Source organism: Nonomuraea sp. NPDC050663 (assembly GCF_044456985.1).
In the GTDB taxonomy this organism is placed as follows: Bacteria; Actinomycetota; Actinomycetes; order Streptosporangiales; family Streptosporangiaceae; genus Nonomuraea.
Map to the genome: position 1 here is coordinate 276,861 of NZ_JBITGL010000006.1, position 26,499 is coordinate 303,359.

23 protein-coding genes are annotated in these 26,499 nt (G+C 73.5%); 7 read left to right on the top strand and 16 right to left on the bottom strand.

Going from position 1 to position 26,499, the window contains the following annotated elements:
- Positions 1-6 precede the first annotated feature (6 nt).
- Entirely contained in the window at positions 7-825 is an 819-nt protein-coding gene (locus ACIBH1_RS21600; protein ID WP_397315605.1) for an SAM-dependent methyltransferase, read from the bottom strand.
- Between the two features lie 92 nt (positions 826-917).
- Here ACIBH1_RS21600 and ACIBH1_RS21605 point away from each other — a divergent pair, with 92 nt between their 5' ends.
- Entirely contained in the window at positions 918-2,081 is a 1,164-nt protein-coding gene (locus tag ACIBH1_RS21605) for an esterase-like activity of phytase family protein (protein ID WP_397315606.1), read from the top strand.
- Here the strand turns inward: ACIBH1_RS21605 and ACIBH1_RS21610 are convergent.
- On the bottom strand, positions 2,029-2,673 hold the full coding sequence (locus tag ACIBH1_RS21610) for a DUF305 domain-containing protein (protein ID WP_397315607.1): 645 nt from the start codon (positions 2,671-2,673) through the stop codon (positions 2,029-2,031). The genes ACIBH1_RS21605 and ACIBH1_RS21610 overlap by 53 nt on opposite strands.
- A gap of 32 nt (positions 2,674-2,705) precedes the next feature.
- Between ACIBH1_RS21610 and ACIBH1_RS21615 the strand changes: the two genes are divergently transcribed.
- A complete protein-coding gene (locus ACIBH1_RS21615; RefSeq protein ID WP_397315608.1) occupies positions 2,706-4,109 on the top strand; it encodes an LVIVD repeat-containing protein in 1,404 nt (467 codons plus the stop codon).
- Here the strand turns inward: ACIBH1_RS21615 and ACIBH1_RS21620 are convergent.
- The 7 genes from ACIBH1_RS21620 to ACIBH1_RS21650 form a co-directional block, all read right to left on the bottom strand.
- Positions 4,087-6,060: a histidine kinase gene (locus ACIBH1_RS21620; protein ID WP_397315609.1), complete on the bottom strand. Its 1,974-nt coding sequence runs from the start codon at positions 6,058-6,060 to the stop codon at positions 4,087-4,089. The two genes, ACIBH1_RS21615 and ACIBH1_RS21620, sit on opposite strands and share 23 nt — an antisense overlap.
- 38 nt (positions 6,061-6,098) lie before the next feature.
- Positions 6,099-6,848, bottom strand: a complete 750-nt coding sequence (locus tag ACIBH1_RS21625) for a crotonase/enoyl-CoA hydratase family protein (protein WP_397315610.1) — start codon at positions 6,846-6,848, stop codon at positions 6,099-6,101.
- Positions 6,849-6,911: 63 nt separating this feature from the next.
- Positions 6,912-10,016 (bottom strand): LuxR C-terminal-related transcriptional regulator, encoded by a 3,105-nt coding sequence (locus ACIBH1_RS21630; RefSeq protein ID WP_397315611.1) that lies wholly within the window; start codon positions 10,014-10,016, stop codon positions 6,912-6,914.
- Between the two features lie 38 nt (positions 10,017-10,054).
- Positions 10,055-10,645 carry a GAF domain-containing protein gene (locus tag ACIBH1_RS21635; protein ID WP_397315612.1) on the bottom strand — a complete coding sequence of 197 codons (591 nt, stop codon included), beginning with the start codon at positions 10,643-10,645 and terminating at the stop codon, positions 10,055-10,057.
- The gene (locus ACIBH1_RS21640; RefSeq protein WP_397315613.1) at positions 10,635-11,486 is read right to left on the bottom strand and encodes a S8 family serine peptidase; all 852 of its coding nucleotides are present in this window, start codon (positions 11,484-11,486) and stop codon (positions 10,635-10,637) included. The genes ACIBH1_RS21635 and ACIBH1_RS21640 overlap by 11 nt, the downstream gene beginning before the upstream one ends.
- Complete coding sequence (locus tag ACIBH1_RS21645) at positions 11,483-14,341, bottom strand: AAA family ATPase (RefSeq protein ID WP_397315615.1); 2,859 nt, start codon at positions 14,339-14,341, stop codon at positions 11,483-11,485. The genes ACIBH1_RS21640 and ACIBH1_RS21645 overlap by 4 nt, the downstream gene beginning before the upstream one ends.
- 35 nt (positions 14,342-14,376) lie before the next feature.
- Complete coding sequence (locus tag ACIBH1_RS21650; protein ID WP_397315616.1) at positions 14,377-14,571, bottom strand: aroma-sacti cluster domain-containing protein; 195 nt, start codon at positions 14,569-14,571, stop codon at positions 14,377-14,379.
- Positions 14,572-14,725: 154 nt separating this feature from the next.
- Between ACIBH1_RS21650 and ACIBH1_RS21655 the strand changes: the two genes are divergently transcribed.
- From ACIBH1_RS21655 to ACIBH1_RS21670, 4 genes are all read left to right on the top strand, one after another.
- Positions 14,726-14,983 (top strand): StsA-related sactipeptide RiPP, encoded by a 258-nt coding sequence (locus ACIBH1_RS21655; RefSeq protein ID WP_181613640.1) that lies wholly within the window; start codon positions 14,726-14,728, stop codon positions 14,981-14,983.
- A gap of 153 nt (positions 14,984-15,136) precedes the next feature.
- Positions 15,137-16,579: a StsB family radical SAM/SPASM domain sactipeptide maturase gene (stsB, locus tag ACIBH1_RS21660; protein WP_397315617.1), complete on the top strand. Its 1,443-nt coding sequence runs from the start codon at positions 15,137-15,139 to the stop codon at positions 16,577-16,579.
- Between the two features lie 18 nt (positions 16,580-16,597).
- Positions 16,598-16,879 (top strand): PqqD family protein, encoded by a 282-nt coding sequence (locus tag ACIBH1_RS21665; RefSeq protein ID WP_397315618.1) that lies wholly within the window; start codon positions 16,598-16,600, stop codon positions 16,877-16,879.
- Positions 16,880-16,904: 25 nt separating this feature from the next.
- Positions 16,905-18,272: an NAD(P)/FAD-dependent oxidoreductase gene (locus ACIBH1_RS21670; protein ID WP_397315619.1), complete on the top strand. Its 1,368-nt coding sequence runs from the start codon at positions 16,905-16,907 to the stop codon at positions 18,270-18,272.
- Here ACIBH1_RS21670 and ACIBH1_RS21675 read toward each other — a convergent pair.
- The 7 genes from ACIBH1_RS21675 to ACIBH1_RS21705 form a co-directional block, all read right to left on the bottom strand.
- A complete protein-coding gene (locus ACIBH1_RS21675) occupies positions 18,229-18,939 on the bottom strand; it encodes a LuxR C-terminal-related transcriptional regulator (protein WP_397315621.1) in 711 nt (236 codons plus the stop codon). The genes ACIBH1_RS21670 and ACIBH1_RS21675 overlap by 44 nt on opposite strands.
- Before the next feature lie 102 nt (positions 18,940-19,041).
- Positions 19,042-20,028 (bottom strand): methyltransferase, encoded by a 987-nt coding sequence (locus tag ACIBH1_RS21680; protein ID WP_397315622.1) that lies wholly within the window; start codon positions 20,026-20,028, stop codon positions 19,042-19,044.
- Positions 20,025-21,173, bottom strand: coding sequence for a cytochrome P450 (locus ACIBH1_RS21685; protein WP_397315623.1), 1,149 nt, complete (start codon positions 21,171-21,173; stop codon positions 20,025-20,027). Before ACIBH1_RS21685 ends, ACIBH1_RS21680 begins: the two co-directional genes overlap by 4 nt.
- Positions 21,170-22,447 carry a TfuA-like protein gene (locus tag ACIBH1_RS21690; protein ID WP_397315624.1) on the bottom strand — a complete coding sequence of 426 codons (1,278 nt, stop codon included), beginning with the start codon at positions 22,445-22,447 and terminating at the stop codon, positions 21,170-21,172. Before ACIBH1_RS21690 ends, ACIBH1_RS21685 begins: the two co-directional genes overlap by 4 nt.
- Complete coding sequence (locus ACIBH1_RS21695) at positions 22,447-23,577, bottom strand: YcaO-like family protein (protein ID WP_397315625.1); 1,131 nt, start codon at positions 23,575-23,577, stop codon at positions 22,447-22,449. The genes ACIBH1_RS21690 and ACIBH1_RS21695 overlap by 1 nt, the downstream gene beginning before the upstream one ends.
- Complete coding sequence (locus ACIBH1_RS21700; RefSeq protein WP_397315626.1) at positions 23,577-24,389, bottom strand: ABC transporter permease; 813 nt, start codon at positions 24,387-24,389, stop codon at positions 23,577-23,579. The genes ACIBH1_RS21695 and ACIBH1_RS21700 overlap by 1 nt, the downstream gene beginning before the upstream one ends.
- 1 nt (position 24,390) lies before the next feature.
- Positions 24,391-25,317, bottom strand: coding sequence for an ABC transporter ATP-binding protein (locus tag ACIBH1_RS21705; RefSeq protein WP_397315627.1), 927 nt, complete (start codon positions 25,315-25,317; stop codon positions 24,391-24,393).
- A 170-nt stretch (positions 25,318-25,487) separates the two neighbouring features.
- On the opposite strand from ACIBH1_RS21705, the gene ACIBH1_RS21710 reads away from it, so the two are divergent.
- Positions 25,488-26,498, top strand: coding sequence for a RimK family alpha-L-glutamate ligase (locus ACIBH1_RS21710; RefSeq protein WP_397315628.1), 1,011 nt, complete (start codon positions 25,488-25,490; stop codon positions 26,496-26,498).
- Position 26,499 lies beyond the last annotated feature (1 nt).

Below are 26,499 nucleotides of genomic sequence, written 5' to 3' on the forward strand. Positions count from 1 at the left end.
GCCCAGTCAGACCTTGCGGCCCACGCCGCCGATGTAGCCGCTGGTCTCGGGGTTGCCCGCGTACTGGTCGGGATGCGGGCGCCAGGTCTCGACGGGGACGACGCCGGGCTCCAGCATCTCCAGCCGCGCCATCATCGCCGCGACCTTGGCCGGGGGGCGCTGCACGATGTCGCCGACGGAGGTCTTGCTGTAGACGTCGCGCGCCTCCTGCTCCCCCTCGGCGTCGCGCAGGGCCGCGTAGCCGTGGGAGACGGCCAGGTAGCCCCCGGCGGGCAGGCCGTCGATCAGGTGGCCGACCAGGCCGTCCACATAGTCGTCCTCGGGGAAGAAGTGCAGCAGCGCCAGCACGAGCACGGCGACCGGCCGGTCGAAGTCGAGATGGGCGCGCACCTGGGGGTCGGCCAGGATCTTGGCGGGCTCGCGCAGGTCGCCGTGGACCACGATGGTCTGGGAGTTGTCCTCCAGCAGCGCGCGGGCGTGGACGAGCACGATGGGGTCGTTGTCGACGTAGACGACCTTCGCGTCGGGGGCGGCCTCGCGCACGATCTGGTGCACGTTCTCGCGGGTGGGCAGGCCGGTGCCGATGTCGAGGAACTGGCGCACGCCCGCCGCGGCCAGTTCGCGCACCACCCTGCCGAGGAAGGCGCGGTTGGACCAGGCCGCCTCGCGGATGTCGTATCCCCGCGCACGGGCCAGCGCCAGGATGTGCTCGGCCGCGGCGCGATCGGAGGCGAAGTTGTCCTTGCCGCCCAGGAAGTAGTCGTAGATCCGGGCCGCGCTCGGCACGGTGGGGTCGATACCGGCTGGGACGCTTTCCTCACTCACCCCTCTATATGACCATATTCTCGATCATGACGGGGCCAAAATCCGAACGGAGTTCAAACCCTGTTCACTCCGGCTCCGTACGGTGCGACATCATGAAACGTCTCTCCATCGCGGTGCTCGCCCTGGCGGCGGGCCTGGCCGCGATGCCCGCCCACGCCGCCGCGGCCGACCGCGATCGTGCCTCCCTGGCGGGGTTCGCCTCCCTGCCCGCCGAGACCTACGTCCCGGGCAGCGAGCCGTCGGGTTCCCAGCTCGGCACCGCGCCCGTCAACGGCGTCACCCTCCCCCTGCCCGGACAGCCGATCCAGGGCTTCAGCGGCATCGCCCGCCGCCACGACGGCAGCTTCGACGTGCTGTCCGACAACGGCTTCGGCGCCAAGAACAACAGCGCCGACTTCCTGCTGCGCATCCACCGCATCCGGCCCGACTTCCGGCGCGGCACGATCGACGTGCTGGGCGGGGTGAACCTGCGCGACCCGCGCGGCCTGGTGCCCTTCGCGCTCACCCGCGCCGACCGGGTGCTGACCGGCGCCGACTTCGACGTGGAGTCGATCCAGCGCGCCGTCGACGGCACCTACTGGATCGGCGACGAGTTCGGCCCCTTCCTGCTGCACTTCTCCGGCCGCGGCGAGCTGCTCGACGCGCCGATCCAGCTGCCCGGCGTCAAGGCGCCGGAGAACCCCTACCTCGGTTCCGAGCAGCCCAACCTGGGGCGCAGCAAGGGCTTCGAGGGGCTGGCCCGCTCGGTCGACCAGCGCCGCCTCTACCCGCTGCTGGAGGGCACCGTCACCGGCGACGAGCCGGGCACGCTGCGCATGTACGAGTACGACCTGCGCAAGCGGCGCTACAGTGCCCAGCACTGGACCTACAAGCTGGACGACCCCTCGCACGCCATCGGCGACGCCATCGCCGTCGACCGCGACCGGTTCCTCATCATCGAGCGCGACAACCTGCAGGGCGACGCGGCCAAGGTGAAGAAGATCTACCTGGCGGAGCGGCGCGGCACCGAGCTGGTCAAGACCCTCGTGGCCGACCTGCTCGACCTCCACGACCCGCGCGACCCCTCGACGCCCTTCCGCTTCCCGTTCCAGACGATCGAGGACGTGATCATCCTGGACGACCGCACGCTCGGCGTCCTCGACGACAACAACTTCCCGTTCTCCTCCGGGCGCACGGCCGGAAGGCCCGACCCCAACGAGTTCATCAAGGTACGGCTGCCGCAGCGGCTGCACGCCGACCCGCGCGTGTACCTCTGAGCAGCTCCCGCATCCTGACGATCTCGGCCGTCTGGCCGCTGTCGATGTCGGCGGCCAGACGCCTGATCCCCGGATCGGACCCCTTCTGCAGCACGTCGGCGGCCATGCGCACCGCGCCCTCGTGGTGCTCGATCATCTGGACCAGGTAGGCGCGGTCGAACGCGGCCGCCCTGAGCCCGCGCAACGCGGCCAGGTCGTGGTCGTGCCCGTGCGGCGCCCGCCGGCTCAGGCGCGCCAGCCACCGGGTGAGCCAGCCGATCTCGGCCTCCTGCGAGACGCGCACGCGAGCCGCCGCCGCCACGATCGGCGGGGTGCCGGTACGACCGGGCACGAGGGCGGCCATCGCCAGGGCCGCCCGGTGGTGGCCGATCATCGCCTCGGCGAAGCGCACGTCGGCCGCGTTCGGCTGGGCGGCGCGCAGCAGGGTCCGGCCCGGGGTGGCGGTCGCGGCGGGCTCTCCGGGGCGGCCGGGGACGATCACCGGGGCCGCGCCCGTGGGCACCACTCCCCCGGCGGGCCGCTCCGCCGTACAGCCGGTGGTTCCCAGCAGCGTCGCCACTGTCGCGGCGGCAAGCCACGCGTTACGGTTCATTTCCCACGAATCTATGGCGCGCGGGAGTCATTGTGCGACGGGGTCTGCTCTGCCTGCTGCTGGTGCTGACGGCCTGCACGGCCGAGCCGCCGCGAGGCGCCGCCACCTACGGGGGCACTCCCCGGGCGACCGGCTCCTCCGGCACCACAATCGAGGCCTCGGCGCTGCGGGAGTACGACGAGAGCGCGACGAGCGGCGGCCACCTGAAGCCGGTGACGAGCCTGGCGCGGCAGGCGCCGCTGGACGTCGAGGAGGCGATCGGCTCCGACCTGGCCTTCACCGGCACCCACGCGATCGCGGGCAACTACCTCGGCTTCACCGTCTACGACATCGCCCGGCCCGAGCAGCCACGCGTGGTCAGCCAGGTGGTGTGCCCGGGACCGCAGAACGACGTGACCGTCAGCGGCCACCTGCTGTTCCTCTCCGTCGACCTGCCCGTGCCCGACGAGAGCTGCCAGAACTCCGGCCAGTACACCCCCGGCGGATGGGAGGGGGTGCGGATCTTCGACATCGCCGACAAGGCCGCGCCCCGCTACGTGGGCGCGGTGGCCACCCCGTGCGGATCGCACACCGCCACCCTCATCCCCTCGCCGACGCCCGAGAAGGTCTACCTGTTCGCCACCTCCTCGCCGAGCATGACCGGCTCGTCGGAGTGCGAGGCCGCCCACGGCATGATCGTGGTGGTGGAGGTGCCGGTGAACGATCCCGCCTCCGCGCGGATCGCCGCCAGCCCGACGATCCTGGAGGGCGGCGCGTCCAAGATCGCCAACGAGGATCTCAAGGTCGGCGGCTGCCACGACGTGACCGTGCACGCGCCGACCCGGCTGGCCGCCGCCTCGTGCATCGGCGACGGGGTGCTGCTCGACGTCTCCGACCCGCTCAAGCCGCGCGTGCTGGACCGGGTCCAGGACCCGCAGCACTTCGGCTACTGGCACTCGGCGGTCTTCAGCGCCGACGGCGACACGATCGTCTTCTCCGACGAGTTCGGCGGCGGCCAGTCGATCGTGTGCGACCCCAAGACCGGCGGGGTGTGGGGAGCCAACGGCGTCTACGGCGTCTCGGCCGAGCGCAAGCTCTCCTTCCGCGGGTACTTCAAGATCCCGCGGGCGGTCCTGGCGCCCCTGACCTGCAGCGCGCACAACGGCTCGCTGGTGCCCGTGACCGGGCGCGACGTCATGGTCCAGGGCTGGTACGAGGGCGGGGTCTCGCTCATCGACTTCACCGACCCCGCCCGGCCCCAGGAGATCGGCTTCCACCAGCGCGGCGGCGCACCCTACCGCGACCCGGGGATGTCGGGCGGCTCCTGGTCGGCCTACTTCTACAACGGCTACGTCTACTCCAGCGACATGTTCAAGGGCCTCGACGTGCTCCGCGTCGAGGGCCTGCCGCTCGACGGCGCGACGCTGACCGAGTTCAACCCGCAGACGCAGCCATGACGGGCAGCCTCGCCTCGACGACCGTGCCCCGGCCGCCGGAGGAGATGACGCACGCCCCGCCCAGCTCCGCCGCCCGCTCGCGCATGGAGGCCAGGCCCACGCCCGGACGGTGCTCCGGCGCGATGCCCCGGCCGTCGTCAGTGATCGTCAGGCGCAGGCCCGCGTCGCGGGCCAGGTGGATGGCGATGGACTCCGCTCCCGCGTGCCGTCGGGCGTTGGTGAGAGCCTCCTGGGCGATGCGGTAGGCGGCGACCTCGACCGCGGCCGGCAGATCGGCCAGCTCGCCGTCGACGGTGACGGTGGTCGCCGGGTCCGCCCCCGCCAGCTCGCCGATCGCTCCCGCCAGGCCCAGCTCGTCGAGCGCGGGCGGGCGCAGGCCGTACACCAGCTCCCTGAGGCCGCCGGTGACCGCGTCCATGCCCGTACGCAGGTCGGCCAGGAGCACGTCGGCGTCGTCGGGCGAGCGGTGCAGGTTGATGCGGGCGATGTTGATCGTCATGGCCATGCCCGAGAGCGTCTGGCCGAGCCCGTCGTGCAGGTCGCGCCGCAGGCGGCGGCGCTCCTCCTCGCGGGCGGCCAGGATGCGCTCGCGCGACCGCTGCAGGTCGGCGGCCATCCGTACGGCATGCGCCACGTCGGCCACGTACGGCAGCAGCGTGCGCACCACCCGCTCGTCGTGCGCGGCGGCGAACCTGCGCGCCCCCGGCCTGCCGATGTGCAGGCTGCCCACCGGCTCGCCGTGCCAGACGAGCGGGATGACCCTCGCTTCCGGTCCGGGATCGCCGCTCTGGACGTGGGCGGGCAGCCCCTCGGGAACGTTCACCGCCACCCCGTCGACCGCCAGGCCGTCGCGCACGACCGACACGACGGCGGCCAGCGCGTCGGCCGGGTCGGCGCGGCGCACCTCGTGCGTCAGCCGCTGGGCCAGCAGTCGCGGATCGCCGACCGGGCCGTACATGACCCGGTCGACCGCCCGCTGCAGGGACCGGCGCAGCGGCTGGAAGAAGGCCCCGGCGAACAGCGCCGCCACCAGTCCGGCGATCTGGTGCTGCTCGGCCACGATGAGCCCGGCCAGCGCCCCCACGCCGAAGTAGACCGCGCTGATGATCGCCAGCAGGCCGGTGACGACCACCGCGCGGCTGATCACCGTGTCGATGCCGAACAGCCGGTAGCGCAGCACCGAGAAGACGATCGCCACCGGGATCAGGCCCGTCCAGATCGTGGCGAACAACCAGAAGTCCTCGCCCAGAAGCAGGAAGACCACGTAGAGCGCGAAGGCGGCCAGCGGCCAGGCGATCTGGCGGCGCGTGACGGGGTCGGCCCCGCGCAGGCGCAGCGCCAGGGAGACCAGCGCCGCCACGACGCAGGCGTTGACCACCCAGATCAGGATGTCGCCGACGAGCCCGACGGCGGTGAACGACCGGATCGCCAGGGCGTTGGGGATGACCTCGGGGAAGGCGTATCCCTCCAGCGGGGGGTCGGGGCGGACCACCCGCACGATCGCCTGGGCCGCCGAGACGGTCAGGGCCACCGCCACCAGCCACCGCCAGCGGGCCGAGGGCAGCCTGCCGGTCGGCGCGTAGACGGGCAGGATGATCGCCATCAGGCCGCCGCCGACCGACCAGCAGCAGACGCTGATCCAGCGCACCACCCCTGCCGCGTCCATCGCCCCGTCGGTGGCCAGGTGGAGCATGAACGCCTGGGTGAGCATCGAGAAGGCCGCCAGCAGCCCTCCCCAGCACATGAGCCAGCCGAGGTTGAGGTCGGGACGGCGGTGGATGAGCAGGGCGCCGACCGCCGGGAAGGCGAGCCCTGCCGGATGGTCCGGCGACAGCGGCGGATCCGGCGCCCACGCGGCGGGCAGGCGGATCTGCAGGTACGCGGCCAGAAGGACGGCGGCGACGGCGGTGACCGCCATGGCACCGGCGACGAGGGGAGGTCTTCTGTCCATGATGGAGGCGATTATGCCGTTTTCGCCGCCATCAAGCGCTAGAGGTCGCCGAAGGATCCGTGGCGGCCCGCGCCCGACGCGAAACGGGCGGCGCCGTCGACGGCCTCCCCCAGCGCGGTCATGCCGTGCCGCAACTCGTTGACCATGGCCTCGTGCTCGGCCATGCCGTCCTGCTCCAGCGCCGACAACCGGTCGCCGCGCATGCACAACTGCGGGAAGCGGGCCAGCTCCCTGGCCAGGGACTCGGCCGCCGCCCTGGCCGTGCCGTCGGGCACCAGGCGGTTGGCCAGCCCCATCGCCAGCGCCTCGGGACCCGCGACGGGGCGGCCGGTGAGGATCATGTCCATCGCGCGCGACAACCCGATCAGGCGCGGCAGCCGTACCGTGCCGCCGTCGATCAGAGGCACGCCCCAGCGGCGGCAGAAGACGCCGAACACGGCCGACTCCTCCGCCACCCGCAGATCGCACCAGAGCGCCAGCTCCAGCCCACCCGCGACCGCGTGACCCGAGACGGCGGCGACGACCGGCTTCGACAGTCGCATCCGCGTGGGCCCCATCGGACCCGCGCCCTCCTCGCCGACGTGGTTGTCGAGAGCCTTCAGATCGGCCCCCGCGCAGAAGGAGCCGCCCTCACCCCACAACACCGCGACCGACGCGGACGACTCCTCGAACGCCGTGAACGCGTCGACCAGCGCGTCGGCCGTCTTGCGGTCGACGGCGTTGCGCACCTCCGGCCGGGAGAGCACGACGGTCATGACCTCGCCGTCGCGTTCGATCCTCACGCTCATGTCGTTTCCTCCGTGGACGCCGAAGTCGAGCATCTCCGGAGGCCAGGATGAACACAAGGGGGCTCACCCCGTGTCGTCGAGCACCGCGGTCAGCGCGTCACGGCCGGAGATGCCCAGCTTGACGTACACGCGTCCCAGGTGGTTGTTGACCGTGCGCAACGACAGGCCGAGGCGGACGGCGACCGACCTGCCCGGCATGCCCGCCGCGATCAGCTTGGCGACCTGCAGCTCGCGGGGGGTCAGGGTGCTGCGGCTGCCGCTCAGGTCCGTCAGCGGAGTGCGGGCGCCGTCGCACTCGGTCAGCAGCTCGCGGGCCAGGGCCAGAGCCGGCTTGGCGTCCACCGGGCGACTCGCGGCGGTGTGGAGGCGGTAGGCGGTGGCGGCGCACTCGGCGGCGGGCAACAGGTGACCCAGCGCCCGCAACCGCTCGGCGGCACGGGCCAGACGGGCGGCGTCCTGCTCGGCCAGCGCGGCCACCGCACCGGCCAGGGCTTCCACGACCGGACCGGTCTGACGGCGCCCCGGGGTGTCGGACGCCGAACCGGCACGACCCTCGGGGACGACCTGGTCCAGGACGGTACGGCCGGCGGCCAGCTCGGTGAAGCGGTCGCGGACCTGCCCGGCGGCCCCGAAGCGGGCCGCGTCCGTCAAGGCCAGCACCTCCAGCATCGGGGCTCCGATCGTACGCGCCGCCTTCGCCGCGGCCAGCGCGTGAGTCGCCGCCGTCGGCAGGTCGAGCAGGGACGCGGTCCAGGCGCGGTCGCGCTCGATCCACGCGTCGAACAACACGCCGGGAGGCGGCGGGCAGGCGTCGGCGCGGCGCATCCAGCGCTCGGCCTGGAGCGTGTCGCCCGTCATCGCGTACGCCCCCGCGAGCTCGGCGAGCAGGACCCGGCGCAGCCGAAGCGGGTCGGGGCCGTCGAGCAGGACGACGGCCTCGCGCAGGGCGTGCTGGGCGACGTGGAGACGGCCCTGGTGCTTGGCGACGATGCCCCAGACGGCCGCCCAGGCGCCGACCACCTGCGGCGGCTCGTGGTCGGCGGCGTGAAGGGAGGCCGCCTCGGCGAGCGCGCCCGCCTCGTCGAGCGCACCGGCCAGGAGCAACGCCAGACACCGCGCCCCACCCACCTGCACCTTCGCCCAGGGCGAGGCGCTGTCACCGGCCGGGGCGGGATGTGGCGGCGCCGAGGCGCGGTCGACCAGCGCGGTGCTCTCGGCCTCCGCGGGATGTGGTCCGGTCGAGGCGCGGTCGACCAACGCGGCGTCACCGGCCTCGGCAGGATGCGGTGCGGTCGAGGCGCGGTCGACCAGCGCGGTGTCACCGGCCAGGCCCGCCGCGATCGTCACCGCGGAGGCGGCCCACGCGCGCGCCGAGGCGGGCAGCGCGCCCATCAGCAGGCCCGGGCCGCTCCCGAGGGTTTGAGGCACCCGGCCTTCGAGCAGGATCGCCCACGTGCGCACGACCTGCGCCGCCGCCGGCCCGTCGGGGTGGACGGGCACGACGCCGCGCCACCAGTAGTCGAGACGCTCGGCCAGCATCACCCGGCGGCCCTCCGCCTCGCCCGGCAGCCGCTCGGACGGCAGCACGGCCGCCGCCTCGGCATGGCGCCCCTGCGCGGCCAGCGCCTCCGCGAGCGCCAGCTCGGCCTCCAGCCCCCCGGCCACCTCACGCCGCCCGCCCTCACCGGCCACCGACGCCCCGGCCGCCTCGCGACCCGTGCCCACCGACGCCGCGACGCCCTCGCGCCACTTCGCCTCGAGGCCCGCCGACATCCCAGGGACCTCGCGCGACCTGCCTTCGCCGCCCACCAACGTCGCCGCGGCGGCCTCGCGCCCCTTCGCCTCGCCGCCCTCCGACGACCCAGCGGCCTCGCCCTCCCTGCCCTCGCCGCCCGCCATCGACCCAGCGGCCTCGCCCTGCCTGTCCTCGCCGCCCTCCGACGACCCGGTGGGCCAGGCGTCGCCGTCCGAGCCCTCCAGCCAGCGCGACAGGTGTGAGCGGTGTGCCGGGGCCTGCTGGCCGTACAGCTCGCGGGCGGCGCGGGCGAGCTGCTCGGCCGTCACCGCGTCCAGGCGGGACGCCGCGCACTGGGCGGCGGCGAGCAGGTGCGGCGCCGAGGACCCGAGCCCCGCGTGTTCCCTCCACGCGGCGCCCACGAGCGGGTCGCTCGCGAGGTGGCAGCCCGTCGCGGCCAGTCCCGCGTGGATGGCGCGCAGCCGGGAGCGGGGCATGCGCTCCCGGATGACCGCCGCGTGCCCCGGCACCACGAACCCGACGAGCGCCGCGCGCTCCCGACCCGCGAAACCGACGCCTCCCCCGCGCACCGCCACCAGCCCTGACCGTTCCGCCCGGACCAGGGCGTCCGGGCCCGTGAGGGCCTCCACCGCCGTCTGGCACAGCGGCGCGCCCGCCGGGACGGCGCACGCGAGGACCTCGAGCACGTCGAGCACTCCCGGATCCCCCACCTCCACCAGGTCCCCCAGCCGTCCGGTCACCCGTGGTTCGCCCGCGAGGTGCCACAGCCCGTGGACTCGGCGCAGCGTCCCGCTCTCCAGGCCCGCCTGCACGAGTTCGCGCAGGAACAGCGGGTTCCCGGCGGCGAGCGCGCGCAGGGTCCGGGAGGTGACGGAGTCGAGGGGCCCGGCGAGCCCGCGTTCCAGGAGGGCGCGCACCTCCCCGTCGGCCAGGGGCCCGAGCTCGACCCTGCGCGCCACCCGTTCCTTCCACAGCGCGGTCACCGCGTCGGGCACCGCGACGCCCCGCCGTACGGTGGCCAGGACGGCGGCGGGGGTGTGGACGGCGAGCTGGAGGAGCAGGGCGGCCGAGGCGCTGTCGAGCAGGTGGGCGTCGTCCACGACGAGGACGGCGCGGGCGGCGGACGGCTCGCAGAGCCTGGCGACGATCTCGCCGTGGTCGCGCCCGAGGTGGAGCAGCGCGCCGAGGGGTACGGCGGAGGCGGAGCGGGTGCCGGTGGCCCAGAAGACGGCGTGGCCGCCTGAGGCCAGCCGCTGGTGCGCCTCAACGGCCAGGCGGCTCCTGCCCGCACCTGGCGCGCCCAGGACGACGGCGCCGCCGAGGTCGGGTCGGAGCAGGGCTTCGGTCACGTCGCGCAGCGCGGAGCCGCGCCCTGCGAACGGCCAGGCGGAGCGTTCCCAGCGCGGGGTCATGTCTCCCTTTCATGATCTGCCCCCGGATGGTCGGAACCTCAGCGTGCGAGCAACTCGTCGGCGATGGCGAGCAGGCGTACGGCCGTCGCCTCGGCGGGCCGGGTGGCGGCCAGCCGGGACCCGATGCGCTGCAGCAGCACGTACGGGTCGTCGGGTGGCTCCAGGCCCCGGCTCTGCCGTTCGCGCAGCAGGAACTCCAGCCCGCAGGCGGCCTGGGTGGCGAACAGGCCGAGCAGCTCCATGTCGTCGAGCTCGCTGCGGGAGGCGGTGCGGTCGAGCACCTCCAGCACGCCGACGCACTCCTCGAAGCGGAACAGCGGCGCGGCCATGATGGTCGCGGGCACGTAGCCGGTGGAGGCGGCGGCGTCGTGGGCGAACGGGGTGGTGCCCGCCAGGTCGTCGGCGACCATGGGCTGGCCGCTGGCGGCGACCCAGCCGGCGATGCCGGTGCCGGGAGGGAAGCGGGTGCCGACGAGTTCCTGCTCGCCCTTGCCGGAGACGGCCTCGAAGACGAGCTCGCCTGTCTCGGGGTCGACGAGGAAGATCGAGGAGGCGGCGGCGCCGAACATGTGGCGGGCCACTTCCACGATGGACTGCAGGAGCCTGCGTTCGATGGCGTCAGGGGGCATGGGCCTCTCCGGTGTTGTCCGCTGCCAGGAAAAGGACGGTCTTGAGCTGGAACGGCGTCAGCCACGGGTGCTTGCTCAGGATGAGCGCGCAGATGCCGGTGATGTGCGGGGCGGCGAAGCTGTTGCCGGTGCTGCGGATCTCCCTGCCCCCTGGCCAGGCGACCGGCACCTTGACGCCGCGCGCGTAGAACTCGGCGGGTGGTGCGGGGTTGTAGTAGTAGCGCATGGAGTCGGGCTCGTCGTGGCTGGCGACCGAGACCACGGAGGAGAAGGTCCACGGGAAGCTCAGGACGGGCATGTTGTGGGCGGCGGCGACCAGCAGGCAGCGCCGGAAGTAGGCGCGGTCGGCCAGCTCGTGCAGCGCCTCCCTGAAGTGGGAGCGGGTGGTCGACAGGCTCAGGTTGACCAGGTCGAAGCCCTCGTCGATGGCCCAGCGCAGGCCGGCCATGAGGGCGTCGCCGGTGCCCGACTTGCCGTCGGTCAGGACGCGGACCGACGACAGCGACACGCCGGGCGCCACCGACCTGATGACGCCCGCGCAGGCCGTGCCGTGGCCGGCCGGGTCGACGGGTTCGCACGCGCTGACCGTGAGGGAGTCGGTGACCACGTAGGCGGCGTCGAGGCCGCCGACCCTGGGGTGGCCGCCCTCGACGCCGGTGTCGACCACGCACACGCGTACGCCGGTGCCGTCGGCGCCGCCGAGCGCCCAGTCCCTGTTCACCTCGCCGAGAGGGCAGACCTCGAACAGCTCGGGCGCCTGCCGGGTGGTGGCCAGGCTCCAGGCGGGCACGCCGGGGAAGTGGGTGCGTCCCTCCCGCCGCCAGGGTGGGGTGATGGTCACGGTTCTCCCATCCACTCGTCGACGGCGCGCACCGGGAGCGCGGCGCCCTTGCTCAGGTAGGCAGCGCGGGCGGCGTGCGCGGCGGGGGACGGGTCGCGCCCGGCGGCCCGGTCGATGCGGGCCGCCTCGAAGAGCACGTCGCCGCGCAGGCAGGGGTCGTCGGTGGAGGCCAGCAGGTCGACGGCCCGGTCAAGGAGGCGGCGGGCCTCCTCGGTGCGTCCCACAATCGCGTCCTCCCCGGTGCGTGGGGTGCCGGCCGCCGTGATCGCCGCCTCGAGTGTGAGTGCCACCAGTTCGGCCCTGAGCTGCCGTGGTCCCTCGGGCGCCTGCTCCAGCGCCGCCGCCGCCCGCCGTGCCTCGCCCTGGTGGAAGGCCTCGCGGGCCGCGTACAGCTCCAGCGTCGCGGCCGGGGCGGCGTGCCCGGCGGCGCGCAGCGCGCGGGCCGCCTCGGTGAACCGCAGCTCGGCCTGCTCGTGCCGCCCGCCGAGGGCCTCCACCAGCCCGCGCACCTGGGTGACGGTGATCGCCGCCAGCCCGAGCCGCAGCTCCTGCGCGTGCCCGTCGGCCACGCGCAGGGCCTCCTCGGCGGCGTCCAGCGAGCCGCGGAGCGCGAGCAGCCTGGCCCTGGTCACCAGCACGGGCACGAGCAGGGCGCGGTCGCCGGCGAAGCGCTCCATCAGCTCCCGCGCGATCTCCAGCCCCTCCGCCACCGGCGTGGGCGACCACTGGACCAGCTCGCACAGCCCGATGAGCAGCCGGTCCTCCTCGTAGCGGTCGCCCATGGCGCGGGCGCGCTCCAGCCCGTCGCGCAGCGCCCGCTCGGCGGCGCCGAGCCCGCCCGCCTCGATCCGCACGAGCGCTTCGAGCTGGTGGAAGCGGCACCAGCTCAGGTCGTCGCCTGGGTCGTGATCGAGGCGCTCGCGCAGCTCCACGAGCAGCGGCGCCCTGGCGCTGGAGCGCAGCGTGAGGATCTCCCGCTGGATCGCGCAGGTCAGCGCGTTGCGTGGATCGCCGGGCAGCAGCTCCTCGGCCCGGTCGAGCGCCGAGAGGGCTCGTGGCGCCTCGCCGCGCAGCATGCGGGCGTCGCTGATGCGTACGGCCAGCGAGCGGTGTTCGTCGCGGCCGGGCGGGAGGGTCTCGCGTCCCTGTTCCAGGAGCGCGAGGGCGGCGGGCAGGTCCTTCCTGTGCAGTGCCTGCCCGCCGTCGCGGATGAGGGAGGCGGCCGCCCGGTCGGTGAGCTCGGGCAGCAGCGGGTCGCCTGGCCGTACCTCCCTCGTCAGCCGGCAGGCGGCCAGCAGGTGCATGCCGGCCTCCTGGGTGAGCCCGCCGGCGAGCGCGCGGTGCCAGTCGGCCCGTGACTCCTTGCGGGTCAGGCTGTAGACGATCTCCCTGGTGAGGGTCTGGGTGAACTCGAAGCCGCCGGGCACCCGGCGGATCAGGCGTTCGCGCAGCAGGTCGCCCACGGCTGGCGCCGGGTCGTCGCCGAGCAGGGCGCGCACCTGCCCGGCGGTGAAGGTCTGGCCGATGGTCGCCGCCCGTTCGAGCACCTCGCGCTCGGCCCTGCCGAGCAGGTCCAGGCGGGCGCCGAGGAGGGCCTGGATGGTGGGCGGCAGGTCGGCGCCGCCCTCGCCGGCCGTCTCCAGCATGAGCTCGGCGAACAGCGGGTTGCCGTCGGCTCTGGCCGCGACGCCCCCGTGCAGGGTGTCGAGGTCGTGGGCGGTCACGTCGGCACGGGCGGCGCACAGCTCGGCGACCAGGCGTTCCATCGCCGCGGGCGGCAGCGGGCCGAGCTCCAGCGTGGTGGAGCCGTCGCAGCGGGCGGGCAGCTCGGGCCTGGCCACGCACAGCAGCAGGACCGGGGCGCCGGTCAAGTCGCGCGCGCACTCCTCGACGAGGTCGAGCAGGGTCGGCTCGGCCCACTGCAGGTTGTCGAGGACGACGACGACCGGGGCGAGGCGCTCGAACAGGGCGCGTACGGCTCTCGCGATCTCGGCGGTGCCCGGCGTCTCCTGCCGGCCGGCCAGGGCGCGCAGGGCGGGGTCGTCGACGTCGAGCGGTTCGATCATCTCGGTGATGGGCCGGTAGGTGGCGCCGATGCCGTACGAGGAGCAGCGGCCGGTCAGGACGGTCACCTGCGCGGGCAGGCCGCGCAGGAACTCGCGGACCAGCCGCGACTTGCCGATGCCCGGCGCGCCCAGGACGGTCGCCACCCGGCAGCGCCGCTCGCGCGCGACCTGCTCGTGCAGGAGCGTGAGCCGGTCGAGGTCGGTTTCGCGCCCGATGAGCGGGATCGCGTCGCTCTCGGGCTGGTCGCGGTCGGGTTCGACGGCGACCAGGCGCCAGGCGCGCACCGGGTCGCGCTTGCCCTTCAGCCGCAGCGGCGGCACCTCGTCCGTCACGGCGTGCCGGCGTACCAGCCGGGCGGCGCCCTCGCCGAGCAGGATCTCGCCGTCGCCGGCGGCCGACTGCAGGCGGGCGGCGGTGTTGACGGTGTCGCCGACCACGCGCACGTCGGAGCCGGGTTCGGAGACGACCATGACGGCTCCGTAGGCGATGCCGCAGTGGGCGTCGAGCCTGACTCCGATGCTGGCCCCGATCTCCTCGCTCAGCCGGTGCACCGAGTCCATGGCCTCTGCCGCGGCGAGCGCGGCGCGCAGGGCGTCGTCCTCGCGGGCCGCGGGGACGCCGAAGACGGCCATGATCGCGTCGCCGATGTACTTCTCGACGACGCCGCCCCTGTCCAGGATCGCGCCGCGGCAGGCGTCGTAGTAGCGCTCCAGGATCCGCAGGAGCAGCTCGGGGTCCAGGCGCTCGGCCAGTTCCGTGGATCCGACGATGTCGATGAACAGGACCACGACGTTCCGACGGGTGTGCCGCGGGCCCCGGCCACTCATACGATCTTGAGTTCCTGTCCTTCGACCTCGCCTGAGGCGTCGTCCAGCCGGGCCTTGATCGAGTTCAGCAGGTCCACCTCGGGCTCGGTGAGGGCGGCGAACACCCGTCGCTGACCCTCGTTGAGCAGGTCGATGGGGTGCCCGGCCGCGCGTAACCGGTCCAGGGCGTCGAACGGGCCCGTTGGAGTCATAGACGCAGCCTGGAACGCTCCCTGGCCGATGACAAGAGTGGACGAAACCCACATTCGTGTGCTTCTACCCCACTTTTGTGGGGTTGTCCGGTACGGCGAGCGCCAGCCCATACTCAACCTGCAACGCGTCCCAAGACACAGAGAGGTGGAAGGCATGTCCTTCGATCCGAGGGAAGCACTGCGAGAAGCCGGCGTGCTGAACAGCCCGCTGGCGGCCGAGGTCGAGCAGGCGTTCGCCGGCTTGACCAGGGAGGAAGTGGACCTGCTCATCTCGCTCAAGAACCGGATCCCGGCCATCCCCGAGGTCCTGGCGCACAGCTGGAGCGCCCCCGAGGTCGAGGTGCACAGCGCCGAGGCCGAGGCCAAGTGCATGTGCGGAGCGTGGTCGGGTTCGGGTTCCGGCGCCGACTAGACCCCGGCCCGTTGGTGCGGCCCCGGCCGCGTCGGCCGGGGCCGCAGCAGCCGCCCGCACCAAGCCCAACCCAGCGGTAGGCCGCCCGCATCAAGCCGTCTGCAGGAAGCCCTCCGCAGCAAGCCGTCCAGAGGCAGCCATCAAGGGGAGCCCATGCCTGGCAAGCTCGCCCGCAGCCGCGGGCTGTTCGACGTGCCCGAAGACCTCACCTACTTCGTGCACGGTGACACCTACCTGGTGGTCAATCCGCAGGTCGGCGGCCGGTGCCTGCTGTCGGCGCAGGAGTTCGCCGTGTTGCGCGCCCTCAGCCGCCCCGCCGAGCCCCTGCCGGAGGGCGAGGGCACCGAGCGCGCCCTGGCCAAGCTGATCCTCAACTGGATCGTCTACTACGCCAGGAACCGCCCCAGCGTCGCCTTCTCCGAGCCGGCGCTGCGGCAGGTCTACTACGCCATCACCGACGGCTGCAATCTGCGCTGCCCCTACTGCTACGCCTCGTCGGAGAAGTGCCTGCCCGGCGAGCTGACCACGGCCGAGTCGCTCGACCTGGTCGACCAGGTGGCCGCCGCCGGCGCCCGGCTGCTGGTCTTCACCGGCGGCGAGCCGATGCTGCGCAAGGACCTGTTCCAGATCGTGGAGCACTCCAACCGCAGCGGGCTGAAGTCGAACATCGTCACCAACGCCACGATGATCCGCACCCGCGCGCAGGCGGAGCGGTTCGCCGAGCTGTTCGGCGACGTGACCATCAGCGTCGACGGCGGGACCGCCGAGACCCATGACCGCACCCGCGGCGCCGGCGCGTTCGCCCGCACCCACCGCGCGCTCAAGCTGCTCAACGCCGCGGGCGTCAAGCCGAAGATCAACCACATCGTCACCTCGGAGAACGTCGACGGGCTCGAGGACTTCGCCCTCTTCATCGAGGGCCTGGAGGTGCACAGCATCCGGCTGATGTACCACAACAACCTGGGCAGGGGCGTCACCGACGAGTTCGACTTCGGCTGGGAGGACCACCTGAAGATCCAGCGCCTGGCCTGGACCTCCCCGGTGGCGGGCAAGCTGCTGCCCGACGGGCCCAAGCCGGTCGGCGCGTGCGCGGTGCGGGCCAACTGCGGCATGGGCGGCAACGAGATCTACATCAACTCCCTCGGCGACGTGTACCCGTGCAAGCTCGTCACCGGCCGCTCGCACCTGGCGGGCAACCTGCGCAGGCAGCCGCTCTCGGAGATCTTCGCCGCGCCCGTCCTGTACGGCATGCGCAACAGCTCCGTCTTCGGCGGCGACTACCACGCCGACTGCGCCCGCTGCTACATCAAGGCCTCCTGCGGCGGCGGCTGCCGTGCCTCGCACATGGCCGAGTCGCTGGACCTGCGGCGCAACAGCCGCCACCAGTGCCGCATCCTGCGCCACGGGGTGGCCACCCAGCTGTGGCTGGAGACGGGCACGCCCGCCTCGGCGCTCGCGGGCGACGAGGACATGACCACGCCCAGGATGGTGTCCACCGACGAGATCCATCCGGTCTTCGACGACTGGAAGACGTACGTGCCGCCCTCTCCCGCCGCCGTGCGGGTGGGCGAGCTGCTGCCCATCACCCCGGTCTAGCTTCAGCGGAGGTCTGCCGTGTCACTGCGGATCAGCGAGTCGGTCATCTGGCAGGAGAGCGCGGAGGGCATCTCGCTCTACCACCTGGAAAGCGGCGACTTCCGCACGCTCAACGAGAGCGCGTCGCGGATCTGGACGCTGGTGGCCAGCGAGGGCGAGCGCGAGCCGATCGTGGAGAGGCTGGCGGCCGAGTTCAGCGGGGGCAGCATCGCGATCAGCGGGCAGATCCTGCTGGACGTGCGGCACTTCCTGGGCGCCATGATCGCCGACGGCCTGATCGAAGAGCACCCGGCCGCGTGACGTGCCCGCCCGACGGACGCCGCACGTGACCCGCGCCGTCGTCCTGGGCGGCGGGTTCGCGGGCGTGCTGGCCGCGGCCGCGCTCGCCGGGCTCCCCGGGGCGCCGGGGGCCGCCGACGAGGTCGTCGTCATCGAGGGGGACCGCTATCCCGCCGCTCCCGGCCCTCGGCGTGGGTTGCCGCAGGCCCACCACAGCCACGTGCTCGTGGCCGGGGGCGCGCGGGCTCTGGCGGAGCTGTTGCCCGGCGCCCTGGAGGAGCTGGCCGCGCTCGGGGCGCGCCGCATCGGGCTGCCGGGCGACGCGCTCATCCTCACCGCCGAGGGATGGTTCCGGCGGCTCGACACGGCCGCGTATCTGGTGTCGTGCAGCCGGGGGCTGCTCGACCACGTGATCCGGCCGCGGGCGCTGGCGTCGGGGACGATCACGGTACGGCAGGGCGTCACGGTCACAGGGCTCACGGGCGACGCGCACCGGGTCACCGGCGTCCGCGTGGAGGAGTGTGGGCGGGAGGAGGTCATCCGTGCCGATCTCGTCGTCGATGCCACCGGCCGCCGTTCGGGCGCGCCGCGATGGCTGGCCGAGCTGGGCATGGGCGAGATCCCCGAGCAGAGCGTCTCCTCCGGCCTGGCCTACGCCACCCGCGTCTACCGCGCCCCCGACGGGCTGGACGCCGAGATGCCCGCCGTCATGCTCCACCCCCGTCCCTCCCCCGGCGAACCGGGCAGGGGCGCGACGGTCTACCCGATCGAGGGCGGACGCTGGATCGTCACCCTGACCGGCACCGAGGGCGGCCGCCCGCCCGCTGACGAGCGGGGTTTCGAGGAGTTCGCCCGTGCGCTGCACGACCCGATCGTGGCGGAGCTGATGGCCGCCGCCACCCCGCTGGGCCGGGTGCGGCCGTACCACGACACCGCCAACCGCCGGCGGTTCTTCGAGCGGGCGGGCGTGCCCGCCGGGTTCGTGGCGGTCGGCGACGCGGTGGTCGCGGTGAACCCGATCTACTCACACGGCATGTCGGTGGCCGTACTCAGCGCCCTGGCCATACGCAGCGCCCTGGCCAGAAGCGGACTCGACTGCGCGCAGACGCTGCGCGCCGCCGTGGCGGAGGCGGCGGAGACGTCGTGGCGCATGGCGGTGGAGCAGGAGCGCGGCCCCGATCCCGCCACGCCGTTCCAGCGTCAGGTCAGGCTCCGCCGTACGAGGGCGGCGCTGGCCAGCGCGGAGCTGGCCGGCGAGATGTTCGGCCGGCAGACGCTGCTGCCCGATGGGGCGGCTTCGCGGGACCGTTCGTGGTTGCTGCGGGTCATGAGCGAGCCTCCCGGCGCCCCGATGACGACCGGCGAGGCGATCAGGCAGTTTCCCCGGCTGTCCGGCTGGTGGCCGGGGAGATGAAGCCCGACTCGTAGGCGATGCCGACCGCGTGCGCGCGGTTGGCCGCCGAGAGTTTGGCCAGGATGCGCGCCAGGTGGGAGCGGACCGTTCCAGCCCCGATGCCGAGCCGGTCGGCGATGCCGGCGTTGGACAGGCCGGTGGCGACCAGGGCGAGCACCTCGGCCTCGCGCCTGGTCAGCGCCTCGGGCCGCCGGTCGAGGCCGCAGACCGTGTGGGCGATGCGGTCGCGCAGCCGGGTGATCATCGAGGTGGAGATGTAGGTGTGCCCGGCCGCGACCAGCCGGACGGCCTGCACGATCTCCTCCATCAGCGTCTCGCGGTGCACGAAGCCGCCCACGCCCATGCGCAGCGCCCGGCCGAGCAGTTCCTCGTCGAGGGTCTCGGAGATGAGCAGCACCCGCAGCCGGTGGCGGGCGTGGCCGGCGACGGCGAGCGCGCATTCGGCGCCGTCGGGGCGCCGCAGCCCGGCGCTCACGACGGCGATCCTGGGGCGGTGCCTGACGATCAGGTCGTGCAGCCCGTGGGTGGCGCCCGCCTCGCCGACGACGTAGACGCCGTTGCCCATGTGCAGGACTCCTCTGAGCCTGGCCCGCGTCATCCTGTCGGGTTCGCCGACGACGATCCGCAGCGCGGGCATCGCCTCGCCCGACTCATCCGGTTGCGCCACCTGACCACCCGAGTTCGCTCGACCCGGACACTATGACCGCCTCGGTGCCCGGCTGCCAGAGTAGGTGGGGTACTCAGGCCTGACCTCCTCGCCGGGCCGTACTCAGGCGGGCTTGGCGATCAGGGCTCGGACCTGGGTGCCGCCCAGGGGCCTGCTGACGCCGCACAGCTCGAACCCGGCCTTGGACAGCAGCCGCCGGTACTCCTGCCCGTCGCGCTCGCGGCCGCCGGTGTAGACGAGCATGGCGATGTCGCTCATGACGGCCTGGCGCGAGGGCAGGACCGGCTCCAGCACGAGCAGGCGCCCGCCGGGTTCGATCGCGGTACGGCAGGCGCGCAGGATGAGCGCGCAGCGTTCGTCGTCCCAGTCGTGCAGGATGCCCTTGAGCGTCATCAGGTCGCCGGTGGGCACGGCGGTGAAGAAGTCGCCGGCCTCGACGGTGCACCGGCCGGCGACGCCGCGCAGGGTCACGGCAGATTCGGCCGAGCCGGAGGCGGTGTCGAGGAGGATGCCGCGTGCCTGCGGGAGGGCGGCGAGCACGGCGGCCAGGAGCGTGCCGTCGCCGCCGCCGACGTCGACGACGGTGCGCGCGCCGGTCAGGTCGACCGCCTCGGGCAGGTCGGCGGCGACGGGCCCGGTGCCCTCGCGCATCGCCGTGTTGAAGGTGCGCGCCAGGGCGGGATGCTCGGCGAGGTGGTCGAAGAGGGGCCTGCCGTGCACCTGGTCGAAGGCGGTCGCCCCGGTGCGGACGCTGTCGGCGAGCGTGCCCCAGGCCTGCCACACGGCGCCGTCGCCGAGCAGGAGCAGGCCGGAGCGCATCGAGCGCGGGTGGTCGGCGCGCAGGGGCTGGCCCAGGTCGGTGAGGGTGTAGTGGCCGGGCAGCGGCTGCGCGGTGACGCCGAGCGCGGTGAGGGCGGCCAGGAGGCGGGCGAGCGTCCCCGGGTCGGCGCCGAGGTCGCGGGCGAGCCTGTCGAGCGGCGCGGGGGCGCAGCGCAGGGCCTCGGGCAGGCCGAGCCGTACGGCGGCGTGCAGGATCTGCGTGGTGACGGCGCCGAACGCCATCCGTGACAGCTCGGCGTATCCGCTCATGCCGGTTCCAGCAGCACCGGGAGGCGGCGTACTCCGTGCAGGAACAGGTCGGGTGTCCATTCCAGCTCCTCGGTGGCCTGGCTGATCCGGGGGAAGCGCGCGAGCAGTTCGCCGATGGCCGCCTGGGCCTGGAGGCGGGCCAGGGCGGCGCCGAGGCAGAAGTGGGTGCCGTGGCCGAAGCCCAGGTGGCGGTTGGGGTCGCGGCCGATGTCGAAGACGTCGGGATCGGCGAAGGCGGCGGGGTCGCGGTTGGCGGCCAGCAGCACGGGGATCACGACGTCGCCCCGCGCGATGGTCTCGCCGCCGAGTTTGAGGTCGGCCATCGCGTGCAGCGGCCGGGAGTGGCCGACGGGGCCGTTGAAGCGCAGCATCTCCTCGACGGCGGTGGCGATGAGCTCGGGCCGCTCGCGCAGGCGGCGCAGCTGGCCGGGATGGCGCAGGAGTTCCAGCACGCCGTTGCCGATGAGGTTGACCGTGGTCTCGTCGCCGGCGAACAGCAGCTGGAACACCGACGACAGCAGTTCGTGGCGGGTGAGCCGCCCCGCGCGCTCGGCCCGCAGCAGCCGCGACAGCAGGTCGTTGCCGGTCCTGTCGCCGCGCTCGCGGATGCGTTCGCCCAGGTGAGCGAGGAAGGCCACCCCCGCGCGCCGTACCCTGGCCGGGTCGCCGGTGCGGAGCATCTCGTCGCTCCAGCGGCGCAGCCTGGCGCGGTCCTCCTCCGGCAGGCCCAGCAGCTCGGCGACGACCAGCAGCGGGAGGGGAAGCGCCAGGTCGGCGATCACGTCCGCCTCCCCCGTGGTCATCGCGTCGAGCAGGTCGCTCACGCGCTGCCTGACGAGCCGGCCGAGCACCGCGACGGTTCTGGCGCCGAAGCCGGGCGCCATGAGCCGCCGCAGCCGGGTGTGGTCGGGCGGGTCGAGGTTGAACACGTTGCGCCGCACCATCGCCAGCGGGTCGCCGCCCGGCGGCTCCACCTGGCGTCCCAGGGCGGGCTCCTGCAGGGCGTGGCGCACGTCGGCGTAACGGGTCAGGTACCAGGTGACCCGGCCCGCGGGGGTGACGTGGCGCTGCACGGGCGTCCGCTCCCGCACGCGGCGGAAGTGGGCGTGCGGATCGGCCGGGTCGAACCCCGCGGGTGAGGTCACCGGCGGGTCCGCACGTCGAGGGCGAAGAAGCGGCGCGCGGTGCGCCCGAGCTCCTCCAGGCCGTAGAAGCCGCGTCTGGCCAGCTCGATCTCCACCGACGCGCCGGGGCGCTGCCAGTGGCGCAGGAAGAGTTTCCCGCACACCTGCGGCGGGGGCACGGCCAGGCGTCCGCGGGTCTGCTCGGTCAGCTCGTCGGCCCGTTCGACCAGCTCGCACCAGCGCGGCCACTGCGGCGAGGCGCGCACCCGGTCGAGGCCGGCGGGGCGCCAGTCGGACGACTGCCAGACGGGCCAGACGCGCACCATGACGAGCCGGGCCTGCTCCGCGGGAGGCAGCCCGCCGAGCTCTATCGGCGTGAGCCAGGCGGTCAGTTCCTCTGGCAGCGGGCCGCCGTCGAGGCCGAGCCGGGCCCTGGCGAAGGCGTCGAGTCCGCCGGCGCCCGCGAAGCCCTCCAGGAGCCCGGTGAGCACCTCCTCGTGCAGGTGCGCGTAGTCCGGGTCGAAGAGCCTGGCCGCGTTGAGCACGTCGAGGTCGCCCATCCACCGCCCGGGCGCGTACTCCCGCATGGAGCGCCACTTGAGCACCTCGTAGTGGGTGATCCCGGTCATCGCGTCGACCGGGGCGCGCCCGGCGGCCCCGGCTCCCGCACCGCGCAGCGCCTGGACGGCGTCGAGCCGCTTGAGGTCCCACTCGCCGGTGCCGATGGTCTTCTCCAGCGTCGTCAGGCCGTCGTGCGCCTGGCGCCCGAGTCGTTCGCGCAGCTCGGGCCAGGTGCGGTGGCTGAAGGGCAGCTCCTTGGCGACGGCCACGACGCGCTCGGCGACCTCGGGCGCGATGAGGCCGCGCGCGACGCCTTCGCGGCAGCCGTACCTGAGGTTGACCAGCGCGATCGTGCTCGGCGGGTAGCCACGCTCGGCGGGGCCGTGCAGGACCGCGACCTCGTCGTCGCCGTCGATCTCCCCGTCGGTGTACATGCGGTGGACCTCGCCCGCCCCCGCCATGCCGTACGGGCCCAGCTCGGCGGCGCGCAGCGCGCCCATGCTGGCCGTGCCGACGACGTGCACGCCCTGGCCGATCAGCCACAGGATCTCCTTGTGGCCGACCGACAGGCGCTCACGGTAGTAGCCGTCGACGATGATCGCGCTGTCGCCTGGCTCCCAGGGGTGGGCGAGCAGGTCGCCCCTGGCCACCGGCGGGCGCACCACGGCCGCGGGCACGACCTCGCGCACCTCCCCCGCCGACAGGGTGGGTCCCGTGTAGACGACGGTGGTCACTAGAACACCTCCGGGCGGACGCGGCTGCCGGGCGCCACGACCCTGACGACGGGCACGCCGATCTCCGGCCTGGTCAGGTCGACGGCGAGCGGATCGTGGCGGAAGGCCGCGGCGGCGCGCCGCACGACCTCGTCCAGGTCCTCGGCGAGGCTGGGCCGGGCGGTCATGGCGGCGATCGGCTCGGCGGCCTCGTCCGCCGGGGTTTCGCGTCGTCGCGCGCCCGCGTCCTGGTGGGCGTCGGCGTGCAGGTCGTCGCGGGCGCCCGAGATGTAGGCCAGGCGGGCCTGCGCGGCCTCGGTGACGGCGCGGGTGAGGGCGATCTCGGAGCTGAGGTGGCAGCCGTATCCCATGAACGAGGTCGGGTAGTCGTCGCAGGAGACCCGCGCCAGCAGGCACGGCAGGCCGGTGGACGAGCGCAGCCACCTGACCTCCAGGCGTACGGCGGCGCGCGCGATCAGCTCGCACAGCTCGTCGACGACGGGCGAGCCGAGCGTGGCCGGATCGACCCGGGTCCCGCGCCCGCCCTCGGTGATCATCGTGGTGACGGCGTCGCGCTCGATGATCTCGTACAGGGCGTGCAGGGTGGCCTCGACGACCGTGTTGCCGCTGGCCAGGCCGTTGGTCGACGACATCAGGGCGGGCGCGCTCCAGCCGCTTCGCCGCACGAGCGTGAACTGGACCGTCTCCAGCGGCACCAGCGTCGAGGAGCCGTCGGTCAGGGACGTGGCCCGCGCCCACTCCATCGGCAGCCGGTCGTGCAGGAGGTTCGGGGTGAGCGACGGCAGGCTGCGCACGTCGTAGCCGGGGGCGACCGCGCACGGCGGGGCGATCGCGGCGGGGGCCATGGGCTGCTCGGCGTGCCACAGCTCGATGGCCTCCATCATGGCCGACAGCCGTGCCAGGTCGGCGGTGACGCCCTTGCCCTGCGATACGGCCAGGGTGCGGGAGGCGGGCCTGATCGCCTGGAAGGTCGGGATGCCGATGGTGTCCAGGCGGGTGATGTCGGCGACGCGGGTGATGCCGACATGGGGGGCGGCGGCGCGGGCCATGGCCAGGGTCGCGGCGGCGTCGCTGGCGCGGTCGGTGCCGGGAAGGCGGACCTTCGACCGGTCGGGGGTCAGGGCGCGCATCAGATGTTGCGCGCCCGGTTGAGCAGGCCGCGGCCCCCGATGGTGTACGCGACGGCGGCGATCGCGGCCAGGACGGCCAGGTCCCGCCAGGCGGCGCCGAGGCCGAACAGCGCGGCGTCGCGCATGCCGTTGATCGCGTAGGTGAGCGGGTTGATCGTCGCCACCCACTGGATCACGGTCGGCATGCTCTCCATCGTGTAGAGCGAGGGGGCGCTGAAGACCAGCACGGGGATGGACAGGTTCGACAGCACCATGAACGCCTGGTAGTCGGTGATCACGATGGCCACCGCCAGGTAGAGGCCGTTGAAGGCCAGGGCGGAGACGACCAGGGCGGCCAGCATGCCCAGCCAGCCCTCGGTGGTGAACGGGAAGGAGAACAGCGCGATCGCCACGCCGAGGGCGAGCAGGGTCTGCGCCAGCACCAGCGACACCCCGGCGATCACCTTGCCGAGCAGGAAACGCGAGCGGCGCAGCGGATAGGACCACAGCTGCGTGGCCACGCCGCTCATCTCCTCCTGGAACAGCGCCATGCTGGAGGTGCCTGCCGCGCTGACCACCGACATGGCGAGCGTCATCGGCAGCAGGAACGCCGCGAACCCCAGCTCCACGCCCTTGTAGGTGACCTCCTGGACGAGGTTGCTGAGCGAGGTGTTGACCAGCAGCAGGTAGATGAGCATCGGGGCGAGGCCGAGCACGAGGTAGACGCGGTTGCGGGCGAGCAGGGAGTACTCCCGGTACAACACCGCGGTCAGGTCGGCGGCCTTGGCGGTCCTGGCCGGGGGCGTGTTCTGGAAGGTCAGCCTGGCGGCCATGTCACCCCTCGTTGTCGGTCATGCGGAGGAAGACCTGCTCCAGCGAGTCGGAGGCGGTCGAGACGCCGGAGATCGCCACCGCGTGGTCCTGGCAGTGCCGCGACAGCCCGGCCAGCACGTCGGGGGCCCTGACTCCGTCGATGCGCACCAGCGAGTCCTCGGTGGTGGCCGCCAGGCCGGCCGCCGCGGCCCAGGCGGCCACCGCCCTGACCGCGTCGGGGTGCTCGACGGTGACCAGCAGGTGGGTGCTGCCGAACTCCTCGACCAGCTCGCGCGGTTTGGCGAAGCGCACCACCTTGCCGCGGTTGATGACCATCACGCGCTGGCTGTTGCGTTCCACCTCGTCGATGTGGTGGCTGGTCCACAACACGGTCACGCCGTACTCCTCGCGCAGCCACCGCACGAACCTCTCGACCTGGCGGCGGCCCGGCACGTCGAGCCCGGCCGACGGCTCGTCGAGGATGAGCAGCTGCGGGATCGTCAGCAGCGCCCGTACGAGCTGCAGCCGCTGGCGCTGGCCGCCCGACAGCTGGAAGCAGAAGGTCTGCAGGTGCTCGGTGAGGCCGAGATAGTCGGCGATCTCCATGGCCCAGGGGCGCACGTCGCGCCATCGCAGGCCCCGGAATCGCGCGGCGATGCGCAGGTTGTCGAGTGCGGGCAGCATCATGTCGAAGGGCCCGGACTGGTGCATGGCGCCGACGCCGCTCTTGGCGACGACCGGCTGGCGCACCGGGTCGGCGCCGAAGACCCTGACCTGGCCGGAGGTGGGCGCGGTGACGCCGCAGATCATCTTGATCAGGGTGGTCTTGCCCGCGCCGTTGGGTCCCAGCAGGCCGATGGTCTCGCCCTCGGCGATCTCGAAGGAGATCCCGTCCACCGCGGGCCGCTCGCTGCGCCGGTAACGTTTGGTCAGCTCCGTTGCGGTCACCACGTCACCACTCATGGTCGAGTATGTGCCGCTCGTGTCGGGGGCCGACAACCCCACAAACGTGGGGCTCCCGAGATCTAGCTACATGTCCTCTATATGCCGAATGACAGAGAAGCGATTGTCTGTCCGGTCCGCGACGATGACCATCGGCACATGGATGAGGTCGGCGCTTGAGCAGCTCTCCGTACACCGTGTACCTGCCCGCCGGTCCTCCCGGCGTCAGCTGGTCCCTGCCCCAGGGGGTCCGTGACACGGCTGCGTTACCCTGCGTCGTCCTGGCCGACCGGGCGGGCTTCTCCGAGTTCGCCGTGCTCCAGCGCGCGTTGCGCGTCGTGGGCGTGCCGAGCGTGCGCATCGACGCGGGCTCGGCGGGCGAATCGCGGGTGTCGGGCCGGGTGCCCGGCGACGTGATCGACGTCGACGGGCGCAGCATCGTGCCCACGGTGGTGTGGGTGCGCCACTTCACCCCGGCGGCGATCCCCGTGGGAGGGGAATCCTGGTGCGCGTGGATCGGCCAGCTGCCCGCCGTCCACCTGCCGGGCGGAGCTCCAGGACGGCTGACGCAGCTGGCCGGGGCGGCGCGGCGGGGCGTGCGGGTGCCGCGCACGATCGTCACCACTGATCCCCCCGGCGCGGCGCGGAAACTGGGCTGCGAGCGGGTCATGGTCAAGGCGCTCGGCGAACACTTCGCGGAGGTCTCGCCCGGCGTGCTGGAAGCGGCCTTCCCGCGGATCGCCGCCCCCGGCGACCTGGCGCCCGCGGACCGGCCGGTGATGGTGCAGGAGTACGTCGAACACCAGGAGGAGCTGAGGGTCTACCACCTCGGCGGGGAACTGCGAGCCTTCCTCGTCGGCAAGCCCGCGCCCGAGGCGATCTGGCGCGACGAGGCGTCCGTGACGGTGCGCCTCGCGCGTGTCCCCCCGGACGTCGCCACGGCCGCCCGCGTGCTCGCCGCGGACTGGGGGCTGCGCTACGCCGCCCTCGACTTCCTGCTCACCAGGGCGGGCCCGGTCTTCCTGGAGGCCAACGCCGACGGTGACTGGCGCTGGTTCGAGGCTAGGGCCGGATGCGAGAGCGTCTCCCTCGCCGCCGCGTCCATGCTCCGCGACCTGCACGACCGGTCGTCCGCGCTCGACCTGACGGGCTTCCTGGCACTGAGAACCTTCCGTGGAGGGGAGTAGG